Raw genomic sequence first — 25,367 nt, 5'->3', positions numbered from 1 at the left:
GTTGGAAGCGAAGCGGGAGCCCGTGGTCGCGCTGGGCCCACCGAGAACTGCGGGGACCATCCCTCGGTCCGGCTTGTGGAACACCAGAACAGAGAAGCTGGGCCCTAGTACGACGAGCCAATCATCGGATGTATCCAGGCGTCAGTGGACTCTGCTTATAGCTATTGCGGATAGCGCTGGGCAGGTGACGGTGAACTGGCCGAAAGGGTGGCTGTCCTTGGTTGGGAGATTCAGCCCTGACGGATCCCGATAAGCATTCAGATGGAGGGTCGCGCAGCTTGCAGATTGCTATGGCGAGGTCATGAACGCGTCAGTACTGACGAAGCATTCTGTCGACCGCAGATGCTGAGGAGCCGCCGACCATGCCTGGGCGACTTTAGCCATGCCGGCTCTTGTGCAGCCGGCCCAGGTCTTGCGGGATAGTTCATGTGCCGAGAGGATCGCTGCAGCGGTTCCGAGTCCATACGCACGGGCTTGAGCTGATCGTCTCCATTCACCGAACCGGTGTGGCAGTGCGCTCGGCTACGTGCACCCTAGGGAACGTTCACCCTCGGCTCGGGTGTGTGTTTCACGTGAAACATCGCCGACTCGTTCATCCGAACGTGCGGTTGTGGGGTGTGCGCCGGGAGGCTCAGAACTGCTGCCGGCCTGCCCGCTCAACTACCTGGTTGCCGCTGAGCGGGAGTGGTCCCGCCATGCTGAGTGCTGCAGGTTCACCGTAACGTCCAGCGATGGCCGGCCACTGTGGGAGTGGTGGCCGGGTAACTTGATGTGGATGCGCTGGGGGCAGGTAATGCAGTTGGAGCCCAACCGACCGGCAATGATGCTGGAGCCCAACCGACCGGCAAAGTTGCCGGAGCCAAACTCGCCAGCAAAGTTGAACGCTGAGGTCAGGTAAGCGGAGTTGAGCACTGGGGCCCAGGCGACGGGGCGAGAGTCTGTTCCGGTTACAGAGGATGTGAAGGCTGCTATGAATCCAGGACCACATGTCATGATGATGACACCCTCAGGCATCCGAGTTCCCCACTGGATGCCCCTGATCAATGGAATCGAGACACCAGGCGGCTCTGGACGGACCCATGGGATGCTTGGCGAGGTTCAAGGATGGAGCTTTCAGTTGTCCGGCCAATACGCCGTAGGGAGCATTCATAGGCGGTCGGTCGAAGTTGTGAGAGGAATGCTGCAAGCGACCTGCAACACGCACCGTAGAATCAGGATCACCACGCAAGAGAATGTCGGCAACGGGGTGATCGCCCACGGCGTTTTCTGGAGTTTTTCTGTAGCCTCTTCAGTGGAGCGCAGACCTTACAACTGACCAGACGAAGCTATTCCGCCCAGATTGCACTAGGGACCTATGGCGAAAGAGCAGACGCAGCGCACGCTGAAGAGAACGTTTTTCGCTTCTGATCCTTGCAGTGTGGTGATTGGGCAAGTACCTATCCTCGTCGGAGCCGGTGAGATGGACCATCACTGAGAAGCGGAAGTCCGAGATGCCCGTTGGGTACGGATATCAGCAGGACTTTTGATACCCGAGCAGGGAGCAGGCTGATTAGTGCTTGTTGCTGTTTACAGGCAGCAATTTTCGCCATCCCGACCGTGACGATTCGGTGGGATGTCCGTTTTGTTCGGGAATCCGCAGTTACAGCAACTTATCCGAGGCGCTTGGTCCACTGACCCGGCAGTTGGGGCTCTACAGCCGTCAGTACGTCTGTACCCGGCTGGGCCTCACTTGATGTTCCCAGCTCACCACAGAGGCACTGAGGGGGCCTTGTAGCCCTTTTGGGTGCATCCCCCGCCGCGTCTATTCAGGTCGACCGTCGGCGGATTCCGTGCCGTCCGTGCCGTCCGCGCCTCGTGTGCCACGCCGTCGCGAGGCGTCATTGCAGAGTGAAGCCTTCTTCAGCGCAAGTGTACAAACGACACGTTCAACTTCAGCATCCGAGTAATTAGCGAAGCGATCTAGCCGATAGCCAACACAGCCCGATAGCCAACACCGCTGACGTATTTTTCAGTTGATTCTCCCCGACACCACGACCAGACAGCTTCCCTATACAGTCATTGGCCACCCAGGGCACCAGTCCCAACGGTGCTTTAGGCGGTTCGTCGAGCTCGACGACGCACGGACCATCTAAGAACAGTAGGCACATCCACATCGCTCTAGTCGGCTCGTCAGCCAGGCAATGCAGAACTTCTGTGTTTCACGTGAAACACAGAAGCTGCGGTCTAGGACGAAAGACTACAAGTATCGAAATGCTCAGACGCGATTGTTTCACGTGAAACAAGAGTCGCAATGCGGCCAACCAGTGGGCACTTCACTGTACCCGCGTGCCTTCTCAATAGACTCTCATGTGCTTGTGATTTCAGGAGCGCTTCCCGCAATTACGTGGCGTAACTAACCCGAAGGCAGTTGCTATGCACGTAAAAACGAAAAAGCCGACGGCCAGTCACTCCCCTCAGGGAGAACCAGCCGCCGGCTCGGTGTCCTTCAGTGCAGACTAGGAAAGAACGTCCGCGAATTCCTTCTCAAAGAACTGCTTCGGCTTTGCGCCGATGACAGTGCTCTTCACTTCTCCCCCGCTGAACAGATACACGGCCGGGATGGACGTGATTCCATACTGGGCAGCGATCGCGGGGTTGTCGTCTACGTTGAGCTTAACGACGTCCACCTTCTCGCTGTACTCAACGGAGATCTCATCCAGGATGGGACCGAGCTTGCGGCAAGGACCACACCACTCCGCCCAGAAGTCCACGATGACTGGCTTGTCAGAAGCCAGGACATCGGTGCTGAAGCTTGCGTCGGTTACATCTTTGGCGTTGCTCATAACTCTTCCCTTCGTATGATTGCTGGCTTGCAGCTTAGGCGTGCAAATCTGCGAGGTAGTGCTCTACGTCCAGCGCTGCCACGCATCCCGAACCGGAAGCCGTGATGGCCTGGCGGTACGTGGGATCGATGACGTCGCCTGCAGCGAACACACCCTTGATGTTGGTCTTGGAGCTGCGGCCATCTACTGCGATGGTGCCCTCCGGAGTCAGTTCAACTTTGCCCTTGACCAGATCGGTCCTGGGATCGTTGCCGATCGCCACGAAGACGCCGGTGACTGCGAGCTCGGATTCGGTGCCGTCAACCAGGTTCTTCAGTTTCAGACCTGTGACCTTGTCACCGCCCAGAACATCCTCAACTGCCGTGTTCCACACGAAGTTGATTTTCTCGTGGGCCAGGGCGCGGTCGCCCATGATCTTGGAAGCCTTGAGGGTGTCGCGGCGGTGGACTACAGTAACCGACTTGGCGAACTTGGTGAGGAATAGGGCTTCCTCCATGGCGGAGTCCCCTCCACCGATCACAGCGATGTCCTGATCCTTGAAGAAGAAACCGTCGCAGGTTGCACACCAGCTGACACCGTGTCCTGAGAGGCGCTTTTCGTTGACCAAGCCGAGCTCGCGGTAGGCGGAGCCGGTGGACAGGATGATGGCCTTGGCCTGGAAGGTTTCGCCCGTGCCAATGGTGACGGACTTGATGTCGCCGTCGAGGTTGAGTTCGGTGACGTCTTCGAAAAGGATCTCAGTGCCGAAACGGGCAGCCTGCTTCTCGAAGTTCTCCATCAGGTCCGGACCCATGATCCCCTCGGGGAAGCCCGGGTAATTCTCAACGTCCGTGGTGTTCATCAGTTCGCCACCAGCAGTGACGGAGCCGGCAATCAGCAGAGGCTTCATGTTGGCACGGGCCGTGTACACACCGGCTGTATAGCCAGCGGGGCCTGAACCTACAATGATGACGTCACGCACCTGCGATGCGCTGTTTTCTGCGTTGCTCACGTGGAGTGAACCTCTTCCTTTGTCGATGCTGCGGCTTTCGGGGCAGCCATCTGACTCAACCCCTGTCTGGCCCCAAATATTCCGTTGGAGTTTGGGAGCGTAACAGCCACCAATATTCAGGGTACCGCTTTGGGGCGCATCGAATCTAAGTGGCGACGGGCCGTGACTGCCTCCCCCGGGCTACCTGCCAGAGGGCCACGCGCACATACAGAAGAGGCCGTCCTGACGTATCAAGACGGCCTCTTCACGGCTGGTCGCTGTGCCCTGCCGAAGTATTACTGGACAGTGACCTCAGCGAGTCGCAGGCCAAATCCGAAACGGGTCTTCGGCGCCGCAAGTTTCGGCAAGGCCTTGATAACCACAATGACGTACTCGGTTTGCGTGGGCGCGGCCAACGGCAAGGTCAGCTCCGGGGAGGTGAAGCTGTTGGTACCTACCAGCTTGGCGCCATCCATGGCAGGACGATCGTTGGTGAAGACGCTGATGCTGCCGCCGGAACCGCCCAGCTGGTTCAGCGCAACGGACTTGACCTCGGTCTTTTCCTTGAGCTTGATGACCAGTGGCATGTCCGTGACGAGTCCACCCCAGTCCGCCGTGGCAAATTCCATATCGGACCAATAACTGGCCGCATTGCCATCGAACGCCTTAACCAGATCCTTGTCGTACGTGGCCGCGAACGGGAAGTCCCCCAAACGGGTAATCCCCTCGATGGCGGGAGGAGTGGCGGGCGGCGGAGCCTGCGTGGGTGTGGGCTCTTCACTCTCAGTTGCCGCAGAGGAAGCAGGTGCCGGGGTTGTTTGGCTGGCCGCGGGTGATCCACTGGGCAAGAGGCTGCCCAGGTTGGTCACTGCCAAAACCAAGCCGACTACCAGAACTGCGGCGAGAAGACCGCCAACCAACCAACGGAGGGAACGGGGTTCCTTCTCCGGGGCCTCGTCCTCGTACAGGTCATCGTCCTGGTAATCGTCGGCAGCAGCCGCCGACGATGGGAAGTTGGACGGAGCGCGGTCATAGCTCTGCGTGGAGTCGCCGGCACCGGACGTGCCAGCACCCGAAGCCGCAGCAGCTCCCCCAGCAAAACCGTAATCTTCCTCTGACCACAACGACACCTTGGGCTCAGAGGGCTCTTTCGCCGGGACGGGCTGGGACGCGACCGCTTGTGTCGGCGGTTCGACCGGAGGCGCAGGCTGTGACGCCACGGCCTGGGTGGGCGGCTGGGCGGGCGCTGCGGGCGAGGCTCCCCCCGAATCCCGAGCGGAAGCCGGAGCGGCAGCACCGGCGTCGTTGTTCCTGGACCCTTGGTTCTTCAGCGCAGCGGCGGCAGCGAGGCCTGCTGCTCCGGCGCCTGCTGCGGCCGCAGCCAGCTTGCCGGCGATCCCGCTCTTGGCAGACGCCGGGCTGCCCGCGGGCTTGGGCGGAAGGTTGTCCCCTTGCTGGCCCTCTGCCTCGGGGGCATCCTCCGAGTGGATGGGATAGCCGTTTTCGTCGTACTGGATGTAAGCGGCATCGTGCTCATCGTCTTCATACAGGCCGTCGTACGTCTCGGGCTCGTAGGTCCGCGGCTGTCCGAAGATCTCACTGCCGAGGGTCTCGGTGAAGAACGGCTCAATGTAGGGAGGGTTGGTGGCCACCACCAGGTCCAGCAGGTCCGGAGCGGAGCTGTGGTTGGTGATCAGGTACGTGGTGTCCTCGTTCACGCCGAGATCCAGGATCTGGACGTGGCCAGGGCGCTCACCGGTAGCCACTTCGCGGGCACTTTGGGCGACCTGTTCGGTATTGCCGGGACCGGCAACAAGGATGCTCACGGGACGGTTGAGGACCTGGTCCACGCCGTCGAGCACCTGATCTTGGTCATGCGAGGTCAACACATTGGCTGTGACCTTGTAGCGGCCGCCAAGTACTGATCCGACGTCGATCGGGTGGGACACGTGTTCCTCCTAGGCTGTCCGGGAGTTGCGGGTCCTGCACTCGGAAGGCCCGGCGAGCCGGTTCCACCGCTTTTGCAACTACCTGTCTTCGTTTCTAGCCTAGCCGATGGGTGCCCGGCGCCCGTGTTGGCGGCGCCGGTTTACTTCTTGTTCTGCCCGCTGGGGAAGTACGGGTTTTGGCCTGCCTCACCCTGGTAGGTGCGCCGGCCGGGCAGGGGAACCTGGGGGCTGAACTTGGTACCCAACGCCGTACTGGGGACGTCCTCTTCGGGCAGATACGTTTTGGGGACATCCGGAGCGGCGGTTGGGCGCCGTGGTTCAACCACCGGGCCGGCCCTGAAGGACGCAGCGTCAAATTCACCTGAGATGCGTGGAATCAAACCGGTGTCGTCGGACACCGTGGCGCGTGCCGGCGTCGTGCTCTCTTCAACAGCGCCAGTGGCCGGTTCCGGCGCTCCGCGGCCCAGGCGTCCCATGAGGGGACGCAACAGATCCCGGAGCTCAGTGACGCGGAAGACGCGCAGGAGAACCAGGTAGGCAAGCAGCATGACCGGCCCGACGACGACCACGGTCACCAACGCGGCGGGGCGGCTGCTCCATGCGAAGCCATCGGCCCGGTAGCTGCCGAACAGCCACAGTGCCAGTGCTCCGGCAAGTGCCGAGCCCAGCCCCGCGTAGCCCATTCGGATGTAGGAGTTGGCAATGCGGGGGCCATCGAGATGGCCCAGCAAGCGGCGCAGGAACACCACGCTGATCACCACGGAAAGGATGTTGCCCAGCGTATAAAGGATGGCGATCGCGTAGATGATCTGTCCCACGGGGAGGAACTGGATGAAGAACGCGCCCACCACGTAGATCACCGCCAGCCACAACTGGACATACAGGGGCGTGCGGGCGTCCTCGTTGGCGTAGAACACGCGGGACATCATGAAGTTGGCGCTCAGGAAGGGCGTGCTCAGCGCCAGGATGGTGAGGGTTTGCGCCAACATGACGCCGTCCTGGGGTTTGCCACCGGAGAAGAACATGCCCAGCGGGCCGGCAAGGGCAAACAGTGCCAAGGCGCCGAACACCGTGGCCACAGCCATGGTGCGGAGGCCGTGGGACAGGGCGTCACGCAGGTCCCCCTTGTTGCCGTCCTGGGAGGCCCGGGTCATGCGGTTAAAGAGGACAGTGGCCAAGGAAAGCGCGATGATCGAGTGGGGCAGCAAATACAGCTGGCTGGCCACTTCCAGGACCGCGTTGCCCGGCAGGACAGCCGCCGCAGCAGTGTCCCCCGCGTTGTTCAACCGCTGGCGCTCAGCACCGGGAATGGTGGCGATCGTCATGATGTAAAGGAACGCCAACTGGCCGACGGCGGCAGTTGCCAGCGTCCACACACTCAGCTTGGCTGCCTGGCCCAGTCCAACGCCGCGCCAACCGAAACGCGGACGGAGGCCGAGGCGCAAGCGGAAGACGGGAACGAGGAGGATGGCGGTTTGGGCAAGAACGCCGAAGGTGGAGAAGCCCGCAATCAGGAAGGTCTGGGTTGATCCCCAGTTATCCAGCGTGTGCGGGTTGGTGACGTTGGCCCCGAGGATCCAGATGAACATTCCCAGGCCGGCAATGGCCACGATGTTGTTAAGGATGGGGGCCCACATGGCGGGGCCAAACGCTCCGTGGGCGTTCAACACCTGGGTCAGCAGGGCGTAGAGGCCGTAGAAGAAGATTTGAGGCAGGCACCAGAAAGCGAAAGTAACCGCCAACGCCTTTTGCTGCTCGGAATAACCCTGGGTGGTGAGATCGATGACCAGTGGTGCCGCCAGCGTCACCAACGCGGTCAGGGCGAAGAGGACCAGGACGGCAAGGGTCAGCAGCCGGCTGATGTAGTCTGCACCGCGGTCCGGGGCTTTGCTCGCCTTGATGATCTGGGGCACCAGGACGGCGTTGAACACGCCACCCGCTACCAGCAGGAAGATCAGGTTGGGCAGGTTGTTGGCGTTAATGAAGGTGTCATTAACGGTTGAACCTAGGCCGAGGGCTGCACCGAGCATCCACGTTTTGGCAAAGCCCAGGAAACGGGAAACCAACGTACCGGCGGCCATGATGGCGCTGGAACGTGCTTCTCCGGACTGGACGGACTGGGTGGTTTTGGCTTCAGACATCGCCTTTATCGTCCCATGTACCCGGCTCAGAGATGTTCGGGCAACACTTCCCGTGCCAAATCGGCGATCCGGCGTTCGTTCGGGAAGGACAATTTCCGGGCCAGCTCATGGATGGGTACCCACGCTGCGTCAACGGCTTCCTGGTCCGGATCATTCTCGATGGTCAGCTCGCCACCGGTAGCCCGGAGGAGGAAATGGTGCACGGTTTTGTGGACGCGGTGCCCGCTGACGGTGAACCAGTAATCGATGCTGCCCAGCGGTGCCAGGATGTCGCCCTCGATCCCGGTTTCTTCCGCGATCTCACGGACAGCGGCTTCCTCGTTGTTCTCCCGACCCTCCGGGTGGCCCTTGGGAAGGCACCACTCAAGCCGGCCACCCCTGTTAAGGCGGGCAATGATCGCAACCCGGAGTTCGCCGTCGGACGTGTCAACTACAACACCGCCGGCCGACACTTCTTCCACCGTTGGAAGCGAGGCCTGGGCCGGGTGCTGTTGGGCAGGCGCAACGTGGGCACCGATTGCCGATGGCAACGGTGCGTTCGTCCTCCTGCCGGGAGCGCTCGGTATCGGGTTGGCCATGAGGTCCACTCTAACGACTCTTGCCCCGGAGTGATGACCGGGACATGGCTACAAGATGGACAACGGGAGACCGTCCACGGACCCACGCTTGGTATTGCTTGGAACGGTGGCCCACCGCCGGGTAAAAATCTGCCAAGCTTAAGGGACTATGGCGCACGTATTGGACAGCTCTTCTGTTAACTTCACCCTCGATCCCGTGGTGATGGACCTCGGGCAGCGTTTTGTTGACGCCGGCTTCGAGCTGTCCCTGGTGGGCGGTCCCGTCCGCGACCTCTTCCTGGGGCGGACCTCTCCGGACCTTGACTTCACCACGGATGCGACGCCGGACCAGACCATTGGGGTCATCAAGAAGTGGGCTGACAACTTCTGGGAGATCGGCCGCGCGTTCGGCACCATCGGGATGATGAAGAGCGGCTTCCAGATTGAGATCACCACATACCGTGCGGAGGCCTACGACCCCGATTCCCGGAAGCCCGTGGTGGCCTTCGGGAACTCCCTGACCGATGACCTGCTCCGCCGCGACTTCACCATCAACGCCATGGCCCTGAAACTTCCCAGCCTTGAATTGGTGGACCCCTTTGGTGGCGTCCGCGATCTCCATGCATCGGAACTCGCTACCCCGGGAGCGCCCGAAGCGTCCTTCTCCGATGATCCGCTGCGCATGATGCGCGCTGCCCGATTTGCGTCGCAGCTGGGTGTGTCCGTCCACGACGACGTCCGGCTGGCCATGACCAACATGGCTGACCGCATCAAGATCATTTCCGCGGAACGCGTCAGGGAAGAACTGGTGAAGCTCATCAACGGCGCCCACCCCCGCGTGGGTATCGACCTCCTGGTGGACACCGGTTTGGCTGATTTTGTGCTGCCCGAAGTGTCCGCCCTGCGCCTGGAAGCCGATGAGCACCACCGCCATAAGGACGTGTACCAGCACTCGCTGCAGGTCCTGGAGCAGGCTGCCGCCCTGGAAACAGGTCCGGACGGGCCGGTACCGGGCCCGGACTTCGTGCTGAGGTTCGCAGCGTTGATGCACGACGTCGGCAAGCCGGCTACGCGCCGTTTTGAACCGGGCGGCGCGGTCAGCTTCCGCCACCATGACGTGGTGGGTGCCAAGCTGGTGGCCAAACGCATGAAAGCCCTGCGCTTCGACAACGACTCGATCAAAGCGGTTGCCCGCTTGGTTGAACTGCACATGCGCTTCTATGGGTACGGCGAGGCCGGATGGAGCGATTCGGCAGTCCGGCGCTACGTCACTGACGCCGGTCCACTCCTGGAGCGGCTCCACCGGCTGACGCGATCGGATGTCACCACGCGTAACCAGCGCAAGGCAGACCGTTTGTCCTTCGCTTACGATGACCTTGAGCACCGCATTTCGGCGCTCTTGGAGCAGGAATCGTTGGCAGCAGTCAGGCCCGACCTTGATGGAGCACAGATCATGGCACTCCTGGGACTGAAGCCGGGTCCGGTAGTCGGACGCGCCTACAAGTTCCTGTTGGAAGAGCGCATGGAGCACGGACCCCTTGCGCAGGAGGAAGCCCGGCAGAAGCTCTTGGCGTGGTGGGAAACGCAACCCGAGTCCGCCGTCGTCGATCCTGAAAACGAAACAGAGGAGACCCCATGACCGCCGCTACTTCCCCGCGTCCTCAGCTCTGGATCCTCCGCCATGGCGAAACCGAGTGGTCCAAGAGCGGCCAGTACACCGGGCTGACTGATCTTCCCCTCACCGTAGAGGGCGAGCAGCAAGCGGTAGAGGCCCGCAAAGTGCTGGAAGGGATCGACTTTGACCTGGTCCTGACTTCTCCGCTGCGCCGTGCCCGCCGCACCGCCGAACTGGCCGGCTACCCGGACGCTGTTCACGAGCCGTTGGCTGTCGAGTGGAACTACGGGGATTACGAGGGCATCAGCTCCGACCTGATCCGCAAGGACAACCCGGAGTACCTCATCTGGACGGACGGGGTCCCCAACGGCGAGACCCTGGATGAAGTAGCCGCCCGGGCCGACAAGATCATTGGGCGCATCCTGGAGTCCGGTATGGACAACGTGCTGGTTGTTGCGCACGGCCACTTCTCCCGGATTCTCACTGCACGCTGGCTTGAAATGGATGCCCGCGAGGGCCGGCATTTCGTTTTGGGGACCGCGAAAGTGTGCACCCTGGGATGGGACAAGCGGACGCCCGCAATTGTCCGTTGGGGCCTCTAAGTAATTAATTTCCAAAAACTTTTGGCGAATTGATGGAATTCGCTGGTCAAACTGCACGTTCATGGGGTAGCTTTTATCTTGTTCCCAGAGCGATCCGCCGGGAACGAGGCGCGCTTTCAGTCGATTGTCAGTCGATTGAATGCCACAGCAGGCTGTAATGGCCGGAAGGAGGTTGGGAAAAATGATTACTTTGACTAGCGGACGGAAGTTTACTGTCAATGACACCCCGGCCTTTGCTGATGATGCGCGCCGTTTTGCCCGTCTGACCCACTCCTGATTCACCGGACCGGCCTGTAGCCGGCGGTAGTCATGGCCACCACGGAATGTGGTTGGCGGCCTGGTAGTCAGCAGCATCAGTGGACCTTCGCAGCATGCCGCGGGTGCGCAGTTTCCCCAAAAATCGGAACCAGCTTCTTGTTGGGTCGACTGCTGGAAGCACGCGCCATTGCACAATAATCAGTTTCTGCTGATTAAGTCCGCTGAATACCCTTTTTATCATTTCGGCTTTACCTGCCCAATTCAGGCTTTTTCCGTTGCGGATAAATGCCTCTATTTGTTGCGCCCAAAGCCCCATTTACCGAAAGGAGGTGAACCATGCGAAAACGCCCTGAAGACATGCGCTTCATGAAGACTGTTGTGGCTCCCAAGGACCGCACCCTGTTCAACGGCCAACTCCTGGACCAGCGCCGTGAAGATGTGTACGTTGCCCTGCACCAAATGGGACTCATCCGCTGAAGCCGAACAGCTGCACCGAAGGAGTTTCAGATGCCGCAGATACATGCTGACCATCAAGGAGCCCACGCGGCTACGCGTGGGCTCCTCCGTTTAAGTCATCATCCTGTGGAACGGGGCTGGTTCCGTGAAGGTAAGCTCGATCCATGCAGGAGACGAAGCCGCACCAGCAGAAAAAACGTGCCAGCTTTGTGGTTCCTTCCCGGAGTGATTCACTGCTCCGGAATTTCACCGAGGTGATCGGCGGACCCCTGGGACGGCGGTCATCACCCGGCGAGATCTCTCCGGGACCGTTCAGTGTTGAACGCGTGCTGATTCTCCTGACCGTCCTGGCGGCCGTTCTGGCGGTCCTCGCGAAGGACTACTGCCGGGTCAACGGGTGGGAAACCCCCGGCCAGTTCTACTCCACCTGCTACTCCGACTTTCCCGAGCTCTTCAAGAACCGGGGACTGGGAGACGGGATCATCCCGTTCTTCAGCCAAGGCAGTTCCTTTGAGTACCCGGCACTCATGGGAATCATCGCAGGGGTCACAGCCCTGCTGGTCCCCGGACAGGGCGTCGACAACGCGCGCATCCTGGGCTACTTCGATCTCAACGCGGCGCTCATAGCTGCCCTCTGGATAGTGATCGTGCTGCTGACAGCGCGCATCAACCGGCGGCGTCCCTGGGATGCCGCCATGGTGGCGCTGGCCCCGGGAATGATCCTGGCCGGCTACATCAACTGGGACATGTGGGCGGTGGCCCTGCTGGCTTTGGGCATGTACTTCTTTGCCCGCGACCAGACCATCCTTGCCGGTGTGTGCATTGGCTTGGGTGCCGCAACCAAGCTCTACCCGGTGCTGTTCCTGGGTGCCGTCCTGCTCCTGGCCCTGCGCACAGGGAAGCTGAGGACCTTTGCTGTCACTGCAGGAGCAGCGGCGGGCTCCTGGCTTGTGGTCAATGTTCCCCTGGCCCTGATAAACCCGGGCGGCTGGAGCTACTTCTTCGAGTTCTCGCAGGACCGCCCTGCCGGTTACAGCTCCCCCTGGTTTGCCTACAACCTGGTGGCGGACCGGCTGCAGTTGATCAAACCCGACGCCGGGACCATCAACGTCCTGGCGTTGTCCCTCTTTGTTCTGGCCTGTGTCCTGATCGCGGTCCTGGCCCTCCGGGCTCCACACCGTCCCCGGATAGCCCAGTTGGTGTTCCTGATTGTTGCCGCGTTCATCCTTACCAACAAGGTCTACTCACCGCAGTTTGTGATCTGGCTGATCCCGCTCCTGGCACTGGCCAGGCCCAGGTGGCGGGATTTCCTGATCTGGCAAGCAGCCGAGGGGCTGCACTGGGCCGCCATCTGGATGTACTTGGGCCAAGCCACCAGTGGAGGGTCCGTCCAGCACAACATCGACATGTCCTACTACGTCATGGCTGTAGTCCTGCACATGATGGCCACCGCCTACCTGATGGTCCGCGTTGTCATGGACATCTGGAATCCCGCGCAGGACCCGCTGCGTGAGAACGGGGTGGACGATCCCCACGGTGGACCCTTTGATGGAGCGCCGGACTGGCGGCCTGCCCCTAAGCACCCCACACGCGAGGAAGTAAACAGCGATGGTTGATGTCGCCGTCGTCGGTGCAGGACCCAACGGACTGGCTGCTGCCGTGGTGATGGCCCGCGCCGGCTTGGACGTCCATGTCTACGAGGCCGGAACGGCCATTGGCGGTGGCACCCGGACAACAGAGCTTATTGAACCGGGCTATTTCCATGACGTGTGTTCCGCCGTGCACCCCATGGCTGTGGCGTCGCCGTTTTTCAAGCAGTTTGAATTGTCGCGCCGGGTTGAGTTGCGGCTTCCCGAAGTGCAGCATGGCACTCCCCTGGACGCGGGTGGCGCAGCGTTGGCCTTCCAGTCCTTGGAGCGGACTGCGGAGGGGTTGGGAGCGGATGGCCCCGCCTACCAGCGTTTGATGGAACCACTGCTGAAACACGTGGACGGTGTGGTGGACTTTACGTCCAACCAGTTGCTCCGGGTCCCCCGGGATCCCTTGGCCGCCATCCGCTTTGGGTTGGCCACGCTGGAGCAGGGAACTCCCCTGTGGAACCGCCGTTTCGGCTCGGAGGCCGCACAGGCATTGCTCACGGGAGTCATGGCCCACGCCGTTTCTGCACTGCCGTCCCTGTCCGCCACGGGCGCAGGCTTGTTGCTGAACGTCCTGGCCCACGCCGGCGGATGGGTGATCCCGGTGGGGGGCTCGGCGTCGATCGCAGCGGCCATGGCAGAAGACGTGGAGGCCCATGGAGGCAGCATCCATGTGGGACAACGGGTGGATTCCCTGGATCAGGTGCGTCCAGCAAAGGCCATTCTTTTGGACGTCGCACCGCCCACGCTGGCGCGATTGGGTGGCGCGGAAGTCCCGGACAGGTATCGGAAGTCCCTGGAAACATTCCGCTTTGGGAATGCAGCCTGCAAAGTGGACTACATCCTGTCCGGCCCCGTCCCGTGGCGGGCGCCGGGCCTGGCAGGGGCCGGTACGGTCCATGTGGGCGGCTCGCGTGCCTCGATCGCGTATGCCGAAAACCAGGTGGCTGCCGGCAAACATCCGGATCATCCCTACGTCCTGGTTTCCCAGCCATCCGTGGTTGATGCCTCCAGGGCTCCGGAAGGACGGCACATCCTGTGGACCTACTGCCACGTTCCTGCAGGATCCGACGTAGATATGGCCGAGGCCGTCACGGCACGCATTGAGCGTTACGCGCCAGGCTTCAGGGACGTTGTGGTTGCTTCAAAGACCACGACGGCGGAGCAACTGTCCGCGTATAACGAGAACTACGTGGGTGGGGACTTCAGTGCCGGACTGGTGGACCTGCGTGGGCTGCTCCAGCGGCCCGTGGTGTCCCCCGCCCCGTGGCGCACCCCCCTGAGCGGCGTGTACTTGTGCTCTTCCTCAACGCCGCCGGGGCCGGGAGTCACAGGGATGCCCGGATACCACGCCGCGACGCATGCCCTTAAGGACATATTCCGCATACCGGTACCCGGGCTGGGAATCGGTCTCTGATCAGGCGATTGCCGCCGGTGTCCTGTGGTGGCTCAGCAGGCCATCCCGCATGGTGGCAACGGAATCTGCCATGGGCAGGAATTCGGTGTCGTGAGTGACCATGACGGTCGCGGTCATGAATTCATCGGTGACGGTCCTGAGCAGGTGGACAATTGATTCACTCCGCTGGTGATCCAGGGCGGCCGTAGGTTCATCCACCAACAGCACCGACGGCTTGCCCATGAGCGCGCGGGCAATATTGACCCGTTGCCGTTGGCCGCCGGAGAGCTGGTGGGGTTTTCGGTCCGCTGATGCTGACAGGCCAACCACGTCCAGCAACTCCATGGCTTTCGGCCGGGAGTCCGCGGTCCGGCGGCCACGCAGGTGGTCACGGATCACCAGTTGCTCCACCGCAGTGAGTGAAGGGAGCAGGTTGGGCTGCTGGAAGATGATGCCAACCTTGTCACGGCGAAGGGCTGTGCGGGCGGCCTCCGACAGGAGGGACACATCCTCCCCGTCAATGGAGACCACCCCGGAGGTGGGCCGGATAAGCGTGGCAGCGACGGCAAGCAGCGACGATTTTCCCGAGCCCGACGGGCCAACCAGGGCAAGGAACTCGCTGCTGTTGACGGTGAGGTCAACGCCGTCCAGGGCTTGGAGGGTGGACGCGCCATCCGGGTATTCGAGGGACACGTTGGCGAGGGTGAGCGTGGAAGCCATGGTGTATGCCTTTCAGGGAATGTTCAGTTGCCGCCGAGGGCGAGCAGGGGATCAATGGTGGTGACTTTGCGGACAGCCAGTACGGCGCCGGCCAAACCCAGCAGGATGATGCCTGCCACCGGTACCAGCGTGGTCAGCGGAGTCACCAGGAAGGGCGCGGCCTGGGCGGCAAACAGCCCGCCGGCGAGTCCCACCAATCCCCCCACCAACGCCCCGGCCAGCAGAACGATGGCTGCCTGGGCAAGGGCATCCCGCAGCACGTACCCGGAGGACGCCCCCAGGGCTTTCAACACCGCGATGTCCCTGGTCCGCTGGACAGTCCACACGGTCAGGAAAGCGACGATCACCAACGCGGAAATACCGTAGAGGAAGGCCTGCATCAGCAGCAGTGAGCCGTTTTCGCTCTTGTACGAGGCCAGGGCTTGGAACGAGCCCACAGGATCTGTGCTGACTGTGCCGGCCCCGGCGTTGGCGGCCTCCAGATTGACGGAGGACCCGGCGTCGAGCTTAATGACGATCACCGTGGCGGTACCCGGGGAAGCATGGGCAACGGACTGCCATGTTGCCAGGGTTGTCCACACCACCCCTGTATGGGAATACCACTGGTCCTCCACAATGGCGGAGACGGTGAGGTCCACCGCGCCCATACTGACCCGGCTGCCCACCGTCAAGGACAGGTCCTTGGCGAGTGTCTTGCCGATCACCACAGCCCCGTCCGAAACCGGTGTGGGGCTTGTGGAGCCGCCGAAGACGGTGGCATTCGCCGTTCCGGATGCGCCGCCGGAACCGTCCAGGGATTGGAACCGGGTCTGGCCGATTCCCAGGGGCTGGGCGGAGGCAACACCTGGTTGTTCCCGCCACGACCCAACCTGGGCTGTGGAAACCTCGGACTCCGTGTAGGACGCCTTTGGCTCACCGCCCGCCGGAGCGCCGAAGGCGATCTGCTGCGCGGGCAGTGCGCCGATCGCCGATGTTGACTGGTTGCCCAATCCGGCCGTCAGCCCGGACAGCATCACCAGCAGAAGGGTTATCAGGGCAACAACACCGGCCATGAGCGCGAAGCGGCCCTTGGCAAAACGGATGTCGCGGATGGCGAGAAACATCGAATTCCTTTGGCTTTGGTGCGGGCTTGATCCCGCACCATCAACTCTTCCGCTGCCTGCCTTCCGGGACATCGTGAGGGTGGTGGGTCCGCCGCCATCGAAGGGAGGGGTGTCCCATCAACCGAATGGTTGATTCCACATCCCGGACGTGCAATTCCTGCGGGCAGGCCCCAGCCCGGCGATACGCTGGTAGGCATGCAACCAGCCTCGGGTACAGCCACCGTTCTCCGTGTGCTGCGCGTGAGCCTTCACGTGGGATTCGCGGTACTGCTGGTGGTGGCTGTAACCCGTTTGCTGGCCGGGGTGGGGGCCGCTCCGTCACCGGGTGCCTTGGCCGCCGGACTCGGCTTGTCGGCGTCGTTGGCGGCGGTCTACTTGGCCGGGACAGTCCTGGAAAAGCGTCACGCCGGTGACCCCTCCCGTTTCAACCCGGCGCCCTACGCTCGGTGGTGGCTTGGTGGAGTGATGCTCCTGTGGCTGCTGCTTTTGTTGGTGAGCGGGGACTTCGCGTGGGTGGCGTTCCCCTTGTTCTTCCTCCAGCTCCACCTGCTCCCCCAACGCTGGGCCCTGGTGGGAATAGCCGCAAGCACGCTGTTGGTGGTGGCCGCGCTGTGGTTCCACAGCAAGGGAGCTTCCGACGGCGGCCTGCAGCTTCCCATGGTGCTGGGACCCGTGTTCGGGGCCGGGTTTGCGGTGGTTACCGGAGTGGCTTACCGAGCCTTGTTCCTGGAAGCGGAAAACCAGCGGGTTGTGGCGGACGACCTTCGCCGGACCCGCGCCGAGCTTGCCAGGACACAGCACGACGCCGGAACCATGGCCGAGCGCGAACGGCTGGCCAAGGAAATCCATGACACTCTGGCCCAGGGTTTCTCCAGCATTGTCCTCATGGGAAGGTCCGCGGAGACGGCACTGGACAACGGCGATTTTTCGACGGCGCGGGAACGTTTAAGGGTCGTCCAGGACACCGCATCCGCCAACCTGGCGGAAGCACGCAGTTTTGTGCGCGGACTCCGCTCACCGGATCTTGAAGAATCAGGGCTGGTGGAGACCCTGCGGCGGCTGTGCGCCAAGACCCAAACCGAGGCCGGCGCCCGTGGAACGCCGCTGCAATGCCGGTTCGAGTTGGTGGGCGCGCCGTTGGAACTGCCCAATACCTTCCAGACCACGCTGCTTCGGGCCGCCCAGGCCTCCCTCGCCAACGTGTGGGCACATGCGAAGGCGCGAACCGCCGTCGTCACGCTGTCCTTCCTTGATGATGAGGTGACCTTGGACGTATTTGATGACGGAATCGGATTTGTGGCGGCGACGGCGGAAGGCACAGCACGCCGTGATGGCACGGGCGTGGGGCTCACAAGCCTGCGCGAGCGGCTGGGCGTGCTCAACGGAAGCCTGGCCATCGAGTCAGCTCCCGGTGAGGGGACAGTGGTAGCCGTGCGCGTCCCGTTGCCTGAAGGGGACGATGCAGCATGAGCAGTATCCGGATCCTCCTGGTGGACGATCACCCCGTGGTGCGTGCCGGGCTCCGGGCCATGCTGGCCGAATTCCCGGAGGTTTCAGTGGTGGCCGAGGCCGCGGACGGAGATGCTGCGCTGGCTGAACTGCGGAGGCTGCATGCCTTGGGCGAGCCGGTTGACCTGGTGCTCATGGACCTTCAGATGGGCGCCGGCATGGACGGGGTCACTGCCACGGCGAAGATCAAAACAGGTGAGGCCGGCAGTCCCGCGCCACCTGTGCTGATCCTGACAACCTACGACACCGATGCGGACATCCTGGCGGCCGTGGAGGCCGGCGCCAGCGGGTACATGCTCAAGGACGCTCCGCCGGAGCAGATCCGGCAGGCCGTCTTCGACGCCGCGGCTGGGCAGACCGCCCTTGCTCCCGGGGTTGCGGCCAGGCTCATGGGCAGAATCCGCAACCCGGCACCGGCCCTCAGTGCCAGGGAGGTTCAGCTGCTGGAGCTGCTGGCCACGGGCATGAGCAACAGGGCCATGGCCAAGGAGCTGTTCATCTCGGAGGCCACAGTGAAGACACACCTGGTGCATATCTACTCCAAGCTTGGCGTGGACAACCGGACAGCGGCCATTGCGGTGGCAACGCAGCGGAGGATCATCCGCGCTCCCTGACGGAGGGCCTTCCATGCGGTCCGCTGACTGGGCGTTGCGGGAAACTGTCGGTGGAACGGGGCATAATGTCGCAAATGGGGAAATTTACACCGCACCACTTTGTCCTTGGTCTCGCGGCGGTTGTCATGGCCGGATCGCTGACCGCCTGCGATGACGGCCGCTCGGGAGCGGAAAGCGCTGCAAAGCAGCTGGCTTCCTCACTGTCAACGCTCGACGTCGGGTCCCTCGCCGTTGCGGGCAAAGACGCTGCCGCGGCCAACGAGGAATTGAAGGCGGTGTTCGAGGGCCTGGATGCCAAGCCGTCCGTGCAGTCCGGAGACGTGAAGTTGGACGGAGACACCGCCACCTTCCCCTTGAACTACAGCTGGAACATCGGGTCCGCGAAATGGGAGTACGCCGCGGACGCCACGCTCAAAAAAGATGGCGACAAATGGGCCGTTCAGTGGAGCCCTGCCCTGCTGGCACCCCAGCTGGCTGACGGGGAAAAGCTCACCGCCAAAACCATTCCGGCCCAGCGCGGGCAAATCCTCGGCGCAGGGGACGCTCCCATTGTCCAGGACCGGCCGGTGTTCAAGGTGGGTATCGACAAGACCAAGGTTCCCGCTGAGCAGGCCGACGCTTCCGCGCGGGCCATGGCCGCCTTGTTGGGCCTTGACGCCGAGGAGTACGCCAAGCAGGTAGCCGCCTCCGGGGCCCAGGCATTCGTTGAAGGACTTGTCCTCCGTGCCTACACCGCGGACATTACCGAGGCCAAAATCCAAGCTATCCCCGGTGGATCCAGCATCCTCGATTCCATGGCACTGGCTCCCACCAGGACCTTTGCCCGCCCAGTCCTGGGCAGCGTGGGCCAGGCTAGCGCTGAGCAGATCGAGAAGTCCAATGGGGCACTCCGCGCTGGTGACACCACCGGCACAGGCGGCCTTCAGCAAAAGTACGATTCCCTGCTGCGCGGCAAAGATGGCGTGGAGGTGGTTGCCAGTTCCGCTGCCAAGGATCCAGGTGAAACCCAGGGCACCAGGGAACTCTTTTCTTCCCCGCCCGCTCCCGGCACCACCCTCAAAACCACGTTGGACCTGAAACTCCAGCAGTTGGCGGAAGAAACGTTGGCCCAGGTAGGTCCGGCCTCGGCAATTGTTGCCGTGAAACCCTCAACCGGTGCCGTGCTTGCCGCTGCGTCCGGGCCGGGGAGCAACGGCTACAACACGGCCATGTTGGGGCAGTACGCGCCGGGCTCCACGTTCAAGATGGTTGATTCCCTGGCGATGTTCCGGAATGGCGCCACTCCGGATTCCAAGGTGGAGTGCACTCCCACCCTCACCGTGGATGGCCGCACTTTCAAGAATGCGGAAGGGTACCCGGCAGGATCGCTGGGATCAGTGGCGCTCAGGGATGCCTTTGCGCACTCCTGCAATACTGCGTTCATCAATGCCCGCGATACCGTCAGCCAGAGCCAGCTCGAATCAGCGGCACAGGCCTTGGGAGTTGCTGTTGAAGCTCCCAAGCTGGGCGCCGACGCGTTCCTGGGTTCCGTTCCCGGGGCAGCCGAGGGCACCGAGCACGCCGCATCCATGATCGGTCAGGGCAAAGTGTTGTTCTCGCCGCTGTCAGCCGCTGTGATGGCGGCTTCTGTTGCCAACGGTGCGCCGGTATCACCCCAGCTGGTCCTCAACGCCGATGCCGCGCAGAACCCCGGCGCCAGTGCCACTCCCACCGAAAGCGGCACCGCCACGCCGTCGTCCGATACCGCTACCGCAAGTGCGCTCCCGGCGTCCCCCGCCTCCACCCAGCCCATCACCAAGGAAGAAGCGGCCTCGCTGGCGGACATGATGCGCGCCGTGGTGACCTCCGGCCACGCGGGCTTCCTTGCGCAGGTTCCGGGCGCCCCTGTGGGTGCCAAAACGGGGACAGCAGAATTCGGCAATGACGATCCCCCCAAGACCCACGCCTGGATTGTGGCGACGCACGGTGATTTGGCCGTTGCCGTCTTTGTGGAGGACGGCGGGCTTGGCGCCACAACCAGCGGACCGCTCCTGAAGTCCTTCCTGACGGCGGCCGGCTAAGGAAGCCCATGGGAGGATGGAAACGTGGCCCATATTGACGTTTCCGGCATTGACTACTTCCTCTCCGACGGCACACAGCTGCTGAACGGGGTGACCTTCAAGGTCCCCGACGGCACCAAAACCGCTCTTATCGGACCCAACGGAACCGGCAAGACAACGCTGTTCAAGATCATCGCGGGTGACCTCACCCCGGACGAAGGCGTGGTGGGCCGCTCCGGCAACATGGGCATCATGCGTCAGTTCGTGGGCCAGGTACGCGACGAATCGACGGTCCGCGATCTGCTGGTTTCCACCGCGCAGGCAGGCCTCGCTGCTGCTGCCAAGGCTGTTGAAGACGCCGAGCTGGCCATGATGGAACACGACGACGAGCCCACGCAGATGAAGTACGCCCAAGCGATCGTGGACTGGGGAGACGCCGGCGGTTACGACCTGGAGACCGTGTGGGACGAAGTCTGCATGGCCGCCCTGGGTATCTCGTTCGACAAAGCCCAGTTCCGCCGCGCCTCAACACTGTCCGGTGGAGAGCAGAAGCGGCTGGTCCTTGAAGCCTTGTTTGCGGGGCCGGACGAGTTGTTGCTGTTGGACGAACCGGACAACTACCTGGACGTGCCGGGAAAGCGGTGGCTTGAGGGCAAGCTGGAAGAGTCCAAAAAGACAGTGCTGTTCATCAGCCACGACCGCGAGCTGCTGAACAACGCCGCCGGCCGGATCGTGACCCTGGAACCCGGGATCAACGGTGCAGGCGCATGGATTCACGGTGGTGGATTCGGGTCCTACGTAGAAGCCCGCGCCGACCGCAACGCGCGCTTTGAGGAACTCCGCAAGCGCTGGGACGAGGAGCACATCAAGCTCAAGGAACTCGTCAACATGTACAAGAACAAGGCTGCGTTCCGCTCCGATATGGCCAACAGGTACCAGGCGGCCCAAACACGCCTGGCCAAGTTCCTGGAGATCGGGCCACCCGAAGCCCTGCCCATCGAGCAAAACGTCAAGATGAGGCTGAAGGGGGGCCGGACCGCCAAACGGGCCGTTGTGGCCGAGAAATTGGAACTGACCGGGCTGATGAAGCCGTTCTCCACGGAGATCTGGTTTGGTGACCGTGTGGGTGTCCTGGGTTCCAATGGGTCCGGCAAGAGCCACTTCCTCCGTCTCCTTGCGACGGGAGGGACCGATCCCGAGCGTGAGCACCTGCCGGTGTCCGACGTCGTCATTGCTGAAGTCCCGCACGAAGGCATGGTGAAACTGGGCGCCCGCATCAGGCCGGGTTTCTTCGCGCAGACCCATGTGCGGCCCGACCTTCTGGGCCGGACCCTGCTGGAGATCCTGCACCGGGGCGACGAGCACCGCTCCGGCCTGGCCCGCGAAGGAGCAGCGGGTGCTTTGGACTCCTACGGCCTGGCAGGGCAGTCGGAGCAGAAGTACGAGTCGCTTTCCGGCGGACAACAGGCACGTTTCCAGATCCTGCTCCTCCAACTCTCCGGCGCGACGCTGCTGCTGTTGGATGAGCCCACGGACAACCTGGACCTGCACTCGGGCGAAGCCTTGGAACGGGCCATTGACGCTTTTGAGGGCACTGTCCTGGCCGTGACGCACGACCGTTGGTTCGCCAAGTCCTTTGACCGTTTCCTGATCTTCGGTTCGGACGGCAAAGTGTACGAATCAAAGGAACCGGTGTGGGACGAAAAGCGGGTTGAGCGCGCCCGCTAAGGGGTGCGTGTTTGATGGACTTGCGCATTTGATCACCACTGATGATTAAATGCGCAAAGATTGCTACGGTTGATCCATGGGAACAGCTGACCGCCACCGGCTCATCGGCGAGCTTTTGCGCGCGCGCGAACACGTCACTGTGGAGGAGCTGGTGTCCTCCACAGGATCATCCGGGGCAACCATCCGCCGCGACTTGGAGATATTGGCTGCGCATGGTGTCCTCCAACGCGTCCACGGAGGTGCGCGGAGCCTGGTGGCCCGGGGCGACAACCCCGGCTACGGGCAGCGGGTCCTTGAAGACCACGAAACCAAACTGCGCCTTGCCGCTGCGGTGGATGCCCTGATCCGGGACCGCGACCATGTATGGCTGGACGCCGGATCCACGGCAACCGAGGTGGCCCGCCGTCTCGGCAAGCGCCAACTGACGGTGATGCCCATGTCCTTGCACAGCGTTGACGGACTCTTGGAGGATCCCTCCGGTCGGGAACCCGACATCATCCTTCCCGGAGGCAGCCTGATCCTGGGGGAACGTGCCTTCAGGGGACCCATGGCGGAAGCCAACATTCGTTCGCTGAGGTTCGACACCGCCGTCGTGACTCCCTGCGCACTGAACCTCAAAGACGGGCTCCTGGCTCACGACATTGACGACGCCGCGGTGAAACGGGCCGGCATTGAATCGGCCGCGCGGGTGATAGTTGCCGCCGCGGCGGGCAAATGGACCGCCGGCGCCGTGGCATTGGTGGCGGCGATGGACGCTGTGGACGTCATTGTGACGGACCTGGAACCCACCCCTGAAGATCGTGAACTGCTCAACAAACTCTCCGTGGAAGTTGTGATTGCATGACCACCAACACCAGAAGCACCACCAACGTCAATGCCGCAGCCGTGGCAACCTTCCTGGTCTTTGGCATGAACGGACTGGTGTTTGCCAGCTGGGCTGCGCGGATCCCGGCCGTGACGGACGCACTCAGCCTCACCTCGGGGCAGATGGGCACGTTGCTGCTCTGCACGGCTGTGGGTTCCCTGCTGGCCCTGCCGTCCGCCGGCTGGGTGGTGGGCAGGATTGGAACCGCCAACACCGTTCGCCTGGCGGGCATCATTGCCGGTGCTGCCGGCGCGGGTATTGCCCTGTCGCTGATGGCCGCGTCCGTTCCGGCCACTGCCGTCTCACTGTTCTTCTTCGGCATCGGCATCGGGCTGTGGGACGTAGCTCAGAACATCGAGGGGGCGGATGTTGAACACCGGCTCAACCGCACCATCATGCCGCAGTTCCACGCCGCCTTCAGCGGTGGTGCCTTCCTTGGTGCGTTGATTGGTGCATGCCTGTCGCAGTTGGGCGTGGGACTGCCGGAACACCTGTTGGTGATTGCCGCGATCGCTGTGCTGCTGGCCCTGACCGTTCCCAAGTACTTCCTTCCGCATGAGGCGGTGGAAGTGAACGACGGCGGGGTCCCGGATGAAAAGGGCACCTCGGCATGGCGGGACGGCAGGACGCTGCTGATCGGCGTCGTAGTCCTGGGTGCAACGCTCACCGAGGGCGCCGGCAACGACTGGATCGCGAAGGCGGCCGTGGACGGCCTGGAGGCTTCGGAATCCACCGGTGCGCTGCTGTTTGCTTTGTTCGTGGCAGCAATGACCCTGATGCGGTTCCTGGGCGGCAAGGCAATCGACACCTTCGGCAGGGTTGCGGTGCTGCGGGCCAGCATGGCCGCTGCCGCAGCAGGCTTGGCGCTGTTCGTCTTCTCCGGGAACGTCATCATGGCGGGTTTTGGCGCGGCGTTGTGGGGCATCGGCGCGGCGCTTGCTTTCCCCATGGGCATGTCCGCCGCGGCGGATGATCCCAAGCACGCCGCAGCCCGGGTTTCGGTGGTATCCACCATTGGCTACATTGCGTTCCTTGCCGGGCCGCCGTTGCTGGGCTACCTTGGCGACCACACAGGAATCCGCATGGCCTTGCTGGCCATTGGGGCGCCCATCCTGCTGGCCCTCTTGCTGGCCGGCGTGGCCAAGCCGCTGAAGAAGAATCCCTGACACCCAGGGATTCTTCACTGACCGGGAAGTGCATTCTCCTTGATGCATATGTCCCGGAAGCGCCACCAGAGTAGAAACACGACTCCGCCGGCCAGGCAGGCTCCACCAAAGACATCGCTCAGCCAATGGGCTGAGAGGTATGTGCGGCTGAGCATCATGGCAAGAACGCCTGCGACCGCCACAAGGTTCATCCACCACCGTGCCATGAGCAGTGCAACTACTGCCAGCAGGGCGGTGGTGGCGGAAACATGCCCCGAAGGGTATGAACCCGTATCCGTGAGGACATGGGCTCCCTGTGGCCTTTCCCGACCCACTACGGTTTTGGCCAGTTGGGTCAGGGCCAGGACAGAGAGCCCTGAGGCAAGGACGAACACGGCGGTCTTAGGGCGGCGCCTCATCAGCAGCGCAACAGCCAGTACGGCATGGACAATCAGGGCGCCCGTATACCCGGCCAGATTGAGTACCGCGTTCACCCCGTCCCAGAAGGGCGTATGCCAGCCAAGGGCCACGGACTGCCAGGCGGTGTCCACGCTTTGGAAAGCAGGCGCGCCCCGGCCTGCCAGCAGCAAGACCGCAGGCACCACAAAAGCAGCCAGCAAAACGAGGGCCGGGGCCAGGAACTGCCAACCGGGCCGGTGCTTCGGAGCCATGACGCGGATCATGCGTTCATCGTAGTCATGTCAGCTTGGCCTGATGATGAGGCGTTAGTGTGTTGGGATGCGAGGCTTCGTGGGCAAAGGTCCCAAACGTGTTGCGAGATTCGATCGGTTCCTGGTCCGGGCGGTGTCGCGGCAACCCCAAGGGGATCAGGACGTCTTCTTCCGGCGCTTGTCCGCGGCCGCAACCAAGGGAAAACTCTGGTTCGGAGTAGCAGGCGTCATGTCCGCCTTTCCGGGCAGGCCGCGCCGAGCCGCCCTCCACGGATTGCTTGCGTTGGGTGTGGCGTCCGGCGTGACCAACGTGATTTTCAAGAGGCTACTTCCCCGGGCCCGTCCGCGCCCCGAGCAGCTGCCCTTCTTCCGTTTCGTGGATCCGCAACCCACCAGCTCCTCCATGCCGTCGGGGCACTCGGCCTCCGCCGTGGCTTTCGCCGTGGGTGCAGGGATCGTGTCGCCGGCCATTGGCGTGGCCTTGGCTCCGATCGCCGCGGGCGTGGCGTACTCCCGGGTCCACACTGGAGCCCACTGGCCCTCTGACGTGGTGCTCGGGTCCGCGTTGGG

General features: G+C 62.7%; 21 protein-coding genes. 12 read left to right on the top strand and 9 right to left on the bottom strand.

Translation table 11 applies throughout. The annotated features are described in order from the left end of the window. Positions 1 to 660: 660 nt before the first annotated feature. From JOE60_RS00105 to JOE60_RS00080, 6 genes are all read right to left on the bottom strand, one after another. Positions 661 to 912, bottom strand: coding sequence for a hypothetical protein (locus JOE60_RS00105; protein WP_167268153.1), 252 nt, complete (start codon positions 910 to 912; stop codon positions 661 to 663). A 1,583-nt stretch (positions 913 to 2,495) separates the two neighbouring features. Next, on the bottom strand, positions 2,496 to 2,822 hold the full coding sequence (trxA, locus tag JOE60_RS00100) for a thioredoxin (protein ID WP_167268151.1): 327 nt from the start codon (positions 2,820 to 2,822) through the stop codon (positions 2,496 to 2,498). Positions 2,823 to 2,856: 34 nt separating this feature from the next. Continuing rightward, complete coding sequence (trxB, locus tag JOE60_RS00095; protein WP_167268149.1) at positions 2,857 to 3,813, bottom strand: thioredoxin-disulfide reductase; 957 nt, start codon at positions 3,811 to 3,813, stop codon at positions 2,857 to 2,859. Between the two features lie 275 nt (positions 3,814 to 4,088). Further along, positions 4,089 to 5,741: an ABC transporter substrate-binding protein gene (locus JOE60_RS00090; RefSeq protein ID WP_167268147.1), complete on the bottom strand. Its 1,653-nt coding sequence runs from the start codon at positions 5,739 to 5,741 to the stop codon at positions 4,089 to 4,091. A 140-nt stretch (positions 5,742 to 5,881) separates the two neighbouring features. Further along, positions 5,882 to 7,882 carry a murein biosynthesis integral membrane protein MurJ gene (murJ, locus tag JOE60_RS00085; protein ID WP_204814799.1) on the bottom strand — a complete coding sequence of 667 codons (2,001 nt, stop codon included), beginning with the start codon at positions 7,880 to 7,882 and terminating at the stop codon, positions 5,882 to 5,884. Between the two features lie 26 nt (positions 7,883 to 7,908). Further along, on the bottom strand, positions 7,909 to 8,460 hold the full coding sequence (locus tag JOE60_RS00080) for an NUDIX hydrolase (RefSeq protein WP_390905077.1): 552 nt from the start codon (positions 8,458 to 8,460) through the stop codon (positions 7,909 to 7,911). Positions 8,461 to 8,608: 148 nt separating this feature from the next. Between JOE60_RS00080 and JOE60_RS00075 the strand changes: the two genes are divergently transcribed. The 5 genes from JOE60_RS00075 (at position 8,609) to JOE60_RS00055 (ending at position 14,424) form a co-directional block, all read left to right on the top strand. Beyond that, positions 8,609 to 10,078, top strand: a complete 1,470-nt coding sequence (locus JOE60_RS00075; RefSeq protein ID WP_167268143.1) for a CCA tRNA nucleotidyltransferase — start codon at positions 8,609 to 8,611, stop codon at positions 10,076 to 10,078. Further along, positions 10,075 to 10,656, top strand: coding sequence for a histidine phosphatase family protein (locus JOE60_RS00070; RefSeq protein WP_167268141.1), 582 nt, complete (start codon positions 10,075 to 10,077; stop codon positions 10,654 to 10,656). The genes JOE60_RS00075 and JOE60_RS00070 overlap by 4 nt, the downstream gene beginning before the upstream one ends. Before the next feature lie 594 nt (positions 10,657 to 11,250). After that, positions 11,251 to 11,391: a hypothetical protein gene (locus JOE60_RS00065; RefSeq protein WP_167268139.1), complete on the top strand. Its 141-nt coding sequence runs from the start codon at positions 11,251 to 11,253 to the stop codon at positions 11,389 to 11,391. 143 nt (positions 11,392 to 11,534) lie between these two features. Continuing rightward, entirely contained in the window at positions 11,535 to 12,986 is a 1,452-nt protein-coding gene (locus JOE60_RS00060; RefSeq protein ID WP_204814798.1) for a glycosyltransferase family 87 protein, read from the top strand. After that, a complete protein-coding gene (locus tag JOE60_RS00055; RefSeq protein ID WP_167268137.1) occupies positions 12,979 to 14,424 on the top strand; it encodes a phytoene desaturase family protein in 1,446 nt (481 codons plus the stop codon). Before JOE60_RS00060 ends, JOE60_RS00055 begins: the two co-directional genes overlap by 8 nt. Here JOE60_RS00055 and JOE60_RS00050 read toward each other — a convergent pair whose 3' ends face one another. Further along, positions 14,425 to 15,123: an ABC transporter ATP-binding protein gene (locus JOE60_RS00050; RefSeq protein ID WP_167268135.1), complete on the bottom strand. Its 699-nt coding sequence runs from the start codon at positions 15,121 to 15,123 to the stop codon at positions 14,425 to 14,427. A 23-nt stretch (positions 15,124 to 15,146) separates the two neighbouring features. Beyond that, positions 15,147 to 16,226: an ABC transporter permease gene (locus JOE60_RS00045; RefSeq protein ID WP_167268134.1), complete on the bottom strand. Its 1,080-nt coding sequence runs from the start codon at positions 16,224 to 16,226 to the stop codon at positions 15,147 to 15,149. Between the two features lie 195 nt (positions 16,227 to 16,421). Between JOE60_RS00045 and JOE60_RS00040 the strand changes: the two genes are divergently transcribed. The 6 genes from JOE60_RS00040 to JOE60_RS00015 all read left to right on the top strand — a co-directional run bounded on the left by JOE60_RS00040 (position 16,422) and on the right by JOE60_RS00015 (position 24,147). Continuing rightward, a complete protein-coding gene (locus JOE60_RS00040; protein WP_167268132.1) occupies positions 16,422 to 17,696 on the top strand; it encodes a sensor histidine kinase in 1,275 nt (424 codons plus the stop codon). Further along, positions 17,693 to 18,349 (top strand): response regulator, encoded by a 657-nt coding sequence (locus JOE60_RS00035; protein WP_167268130.1) that lies wholly within the window; start codon positions 17,693 to 17,695, stop codon positions 18,347 to 18,349. Before JOE60_RS00040 ends, JOE60_RS00035 begins: the two co-directional genes overlap by 4 nt. Before the next feature lie 74 nt (positions 18,350 to 18,423). Beyond that, positions 18,424 to 20,409 carry a penicillin-binding transpeptidase domain-containing protein gene (locus tag JOE60_RS00030; RefSeq protein ID WP_167268128.1) on the top strand — a complete coding sequence of 662 codons (1,986 nt, stop codon included), beginning with the start codon at positions 18,424 to 18,426 and terminating at the stop codon, positions 20,407 to 20,409. A 24-nt stretch (positions 20,410 to 20,433) separates the two neighbouring features. Further along, a complete protein-coding gene (locus JOE60_RS00025) occupies positions 20,434 to 22,116 on the top strand; it encodes an ABC-F family ATP-binding cassette domain-containing protein (RefSeq protein ID WP_167268126.1) in 1,683 nt (560 codons plus the stop codon). Positions 22,117 to 22,192: 76 nt separating this feature from the next. Then, positions 22,193 to 22,960, top strand: a complete 768-nt coding sequence (locus JOE60_RS00020) for a DeoR/GlpR family DNA-binding transcription regulator (protein WP_167268124.1) — start codon at positions 22,193 to 22,195, stop codon at positions 22,958 to 22,960. Next, positions 22,957 to 24,147, top strand: coding sequence for an MFS transporter (locus tag JOE60_RS00015; RefSeq protein ID WP_167268122.1), 1,191 nt, complete (start codon positions 22,957 to 22,959; stop codon positions 24,145 to 24,147). Before JOE60_RS00020 ends, JOE60_RS00015 begins: the two co-directional genes overlap by 4 nt. Positions 24,148 to 24,161: 14 nt before the next feature. On the opposite strand, the gene JOE60_RS00010 is transcribed toward JOE60_RS00015, so the two are convergent. Continuing rightward, the gene (locus JOE60_RS00010) at positions 24,162 to 24,809 is read right to left on the bottom strand and encodes a phosphatase PAP2 family protein (RefSeq protein ID WP_167268121.1); all 648 of its coding nucleotides are present in this window, start codon (positions 24,807 to 24,809) and stop codon (positions 24,162 to 24,164) included. Between the two features lie 55 nt (positions 24,810 to 24,864). Here JOE60_RS00010 and JOE60_RS00005 point away from each other — a divergent pair. Beyond that, positions 24,865 to 25,367: phosphatase PAP2 family protein (locus JOE60_RS00005; protein ID WP_204814792.1), on the top strand; the 503-nt coding region annotated here is incomplete at its 3' end.

It is taken from the genome of Paenarthrobacter ilicis (genome assembly GCF_016907545.1).
GTDB classification, from domain to species: Bacteria; Actinomycetota; Actinomycetes; order Actinomycetales; family Micrococcaceae; genus Arthrobacter; species Arthrobacter ilicis.
This window is presented reverse-complemented; position numbering and strand designations above follow the sequence as displayed.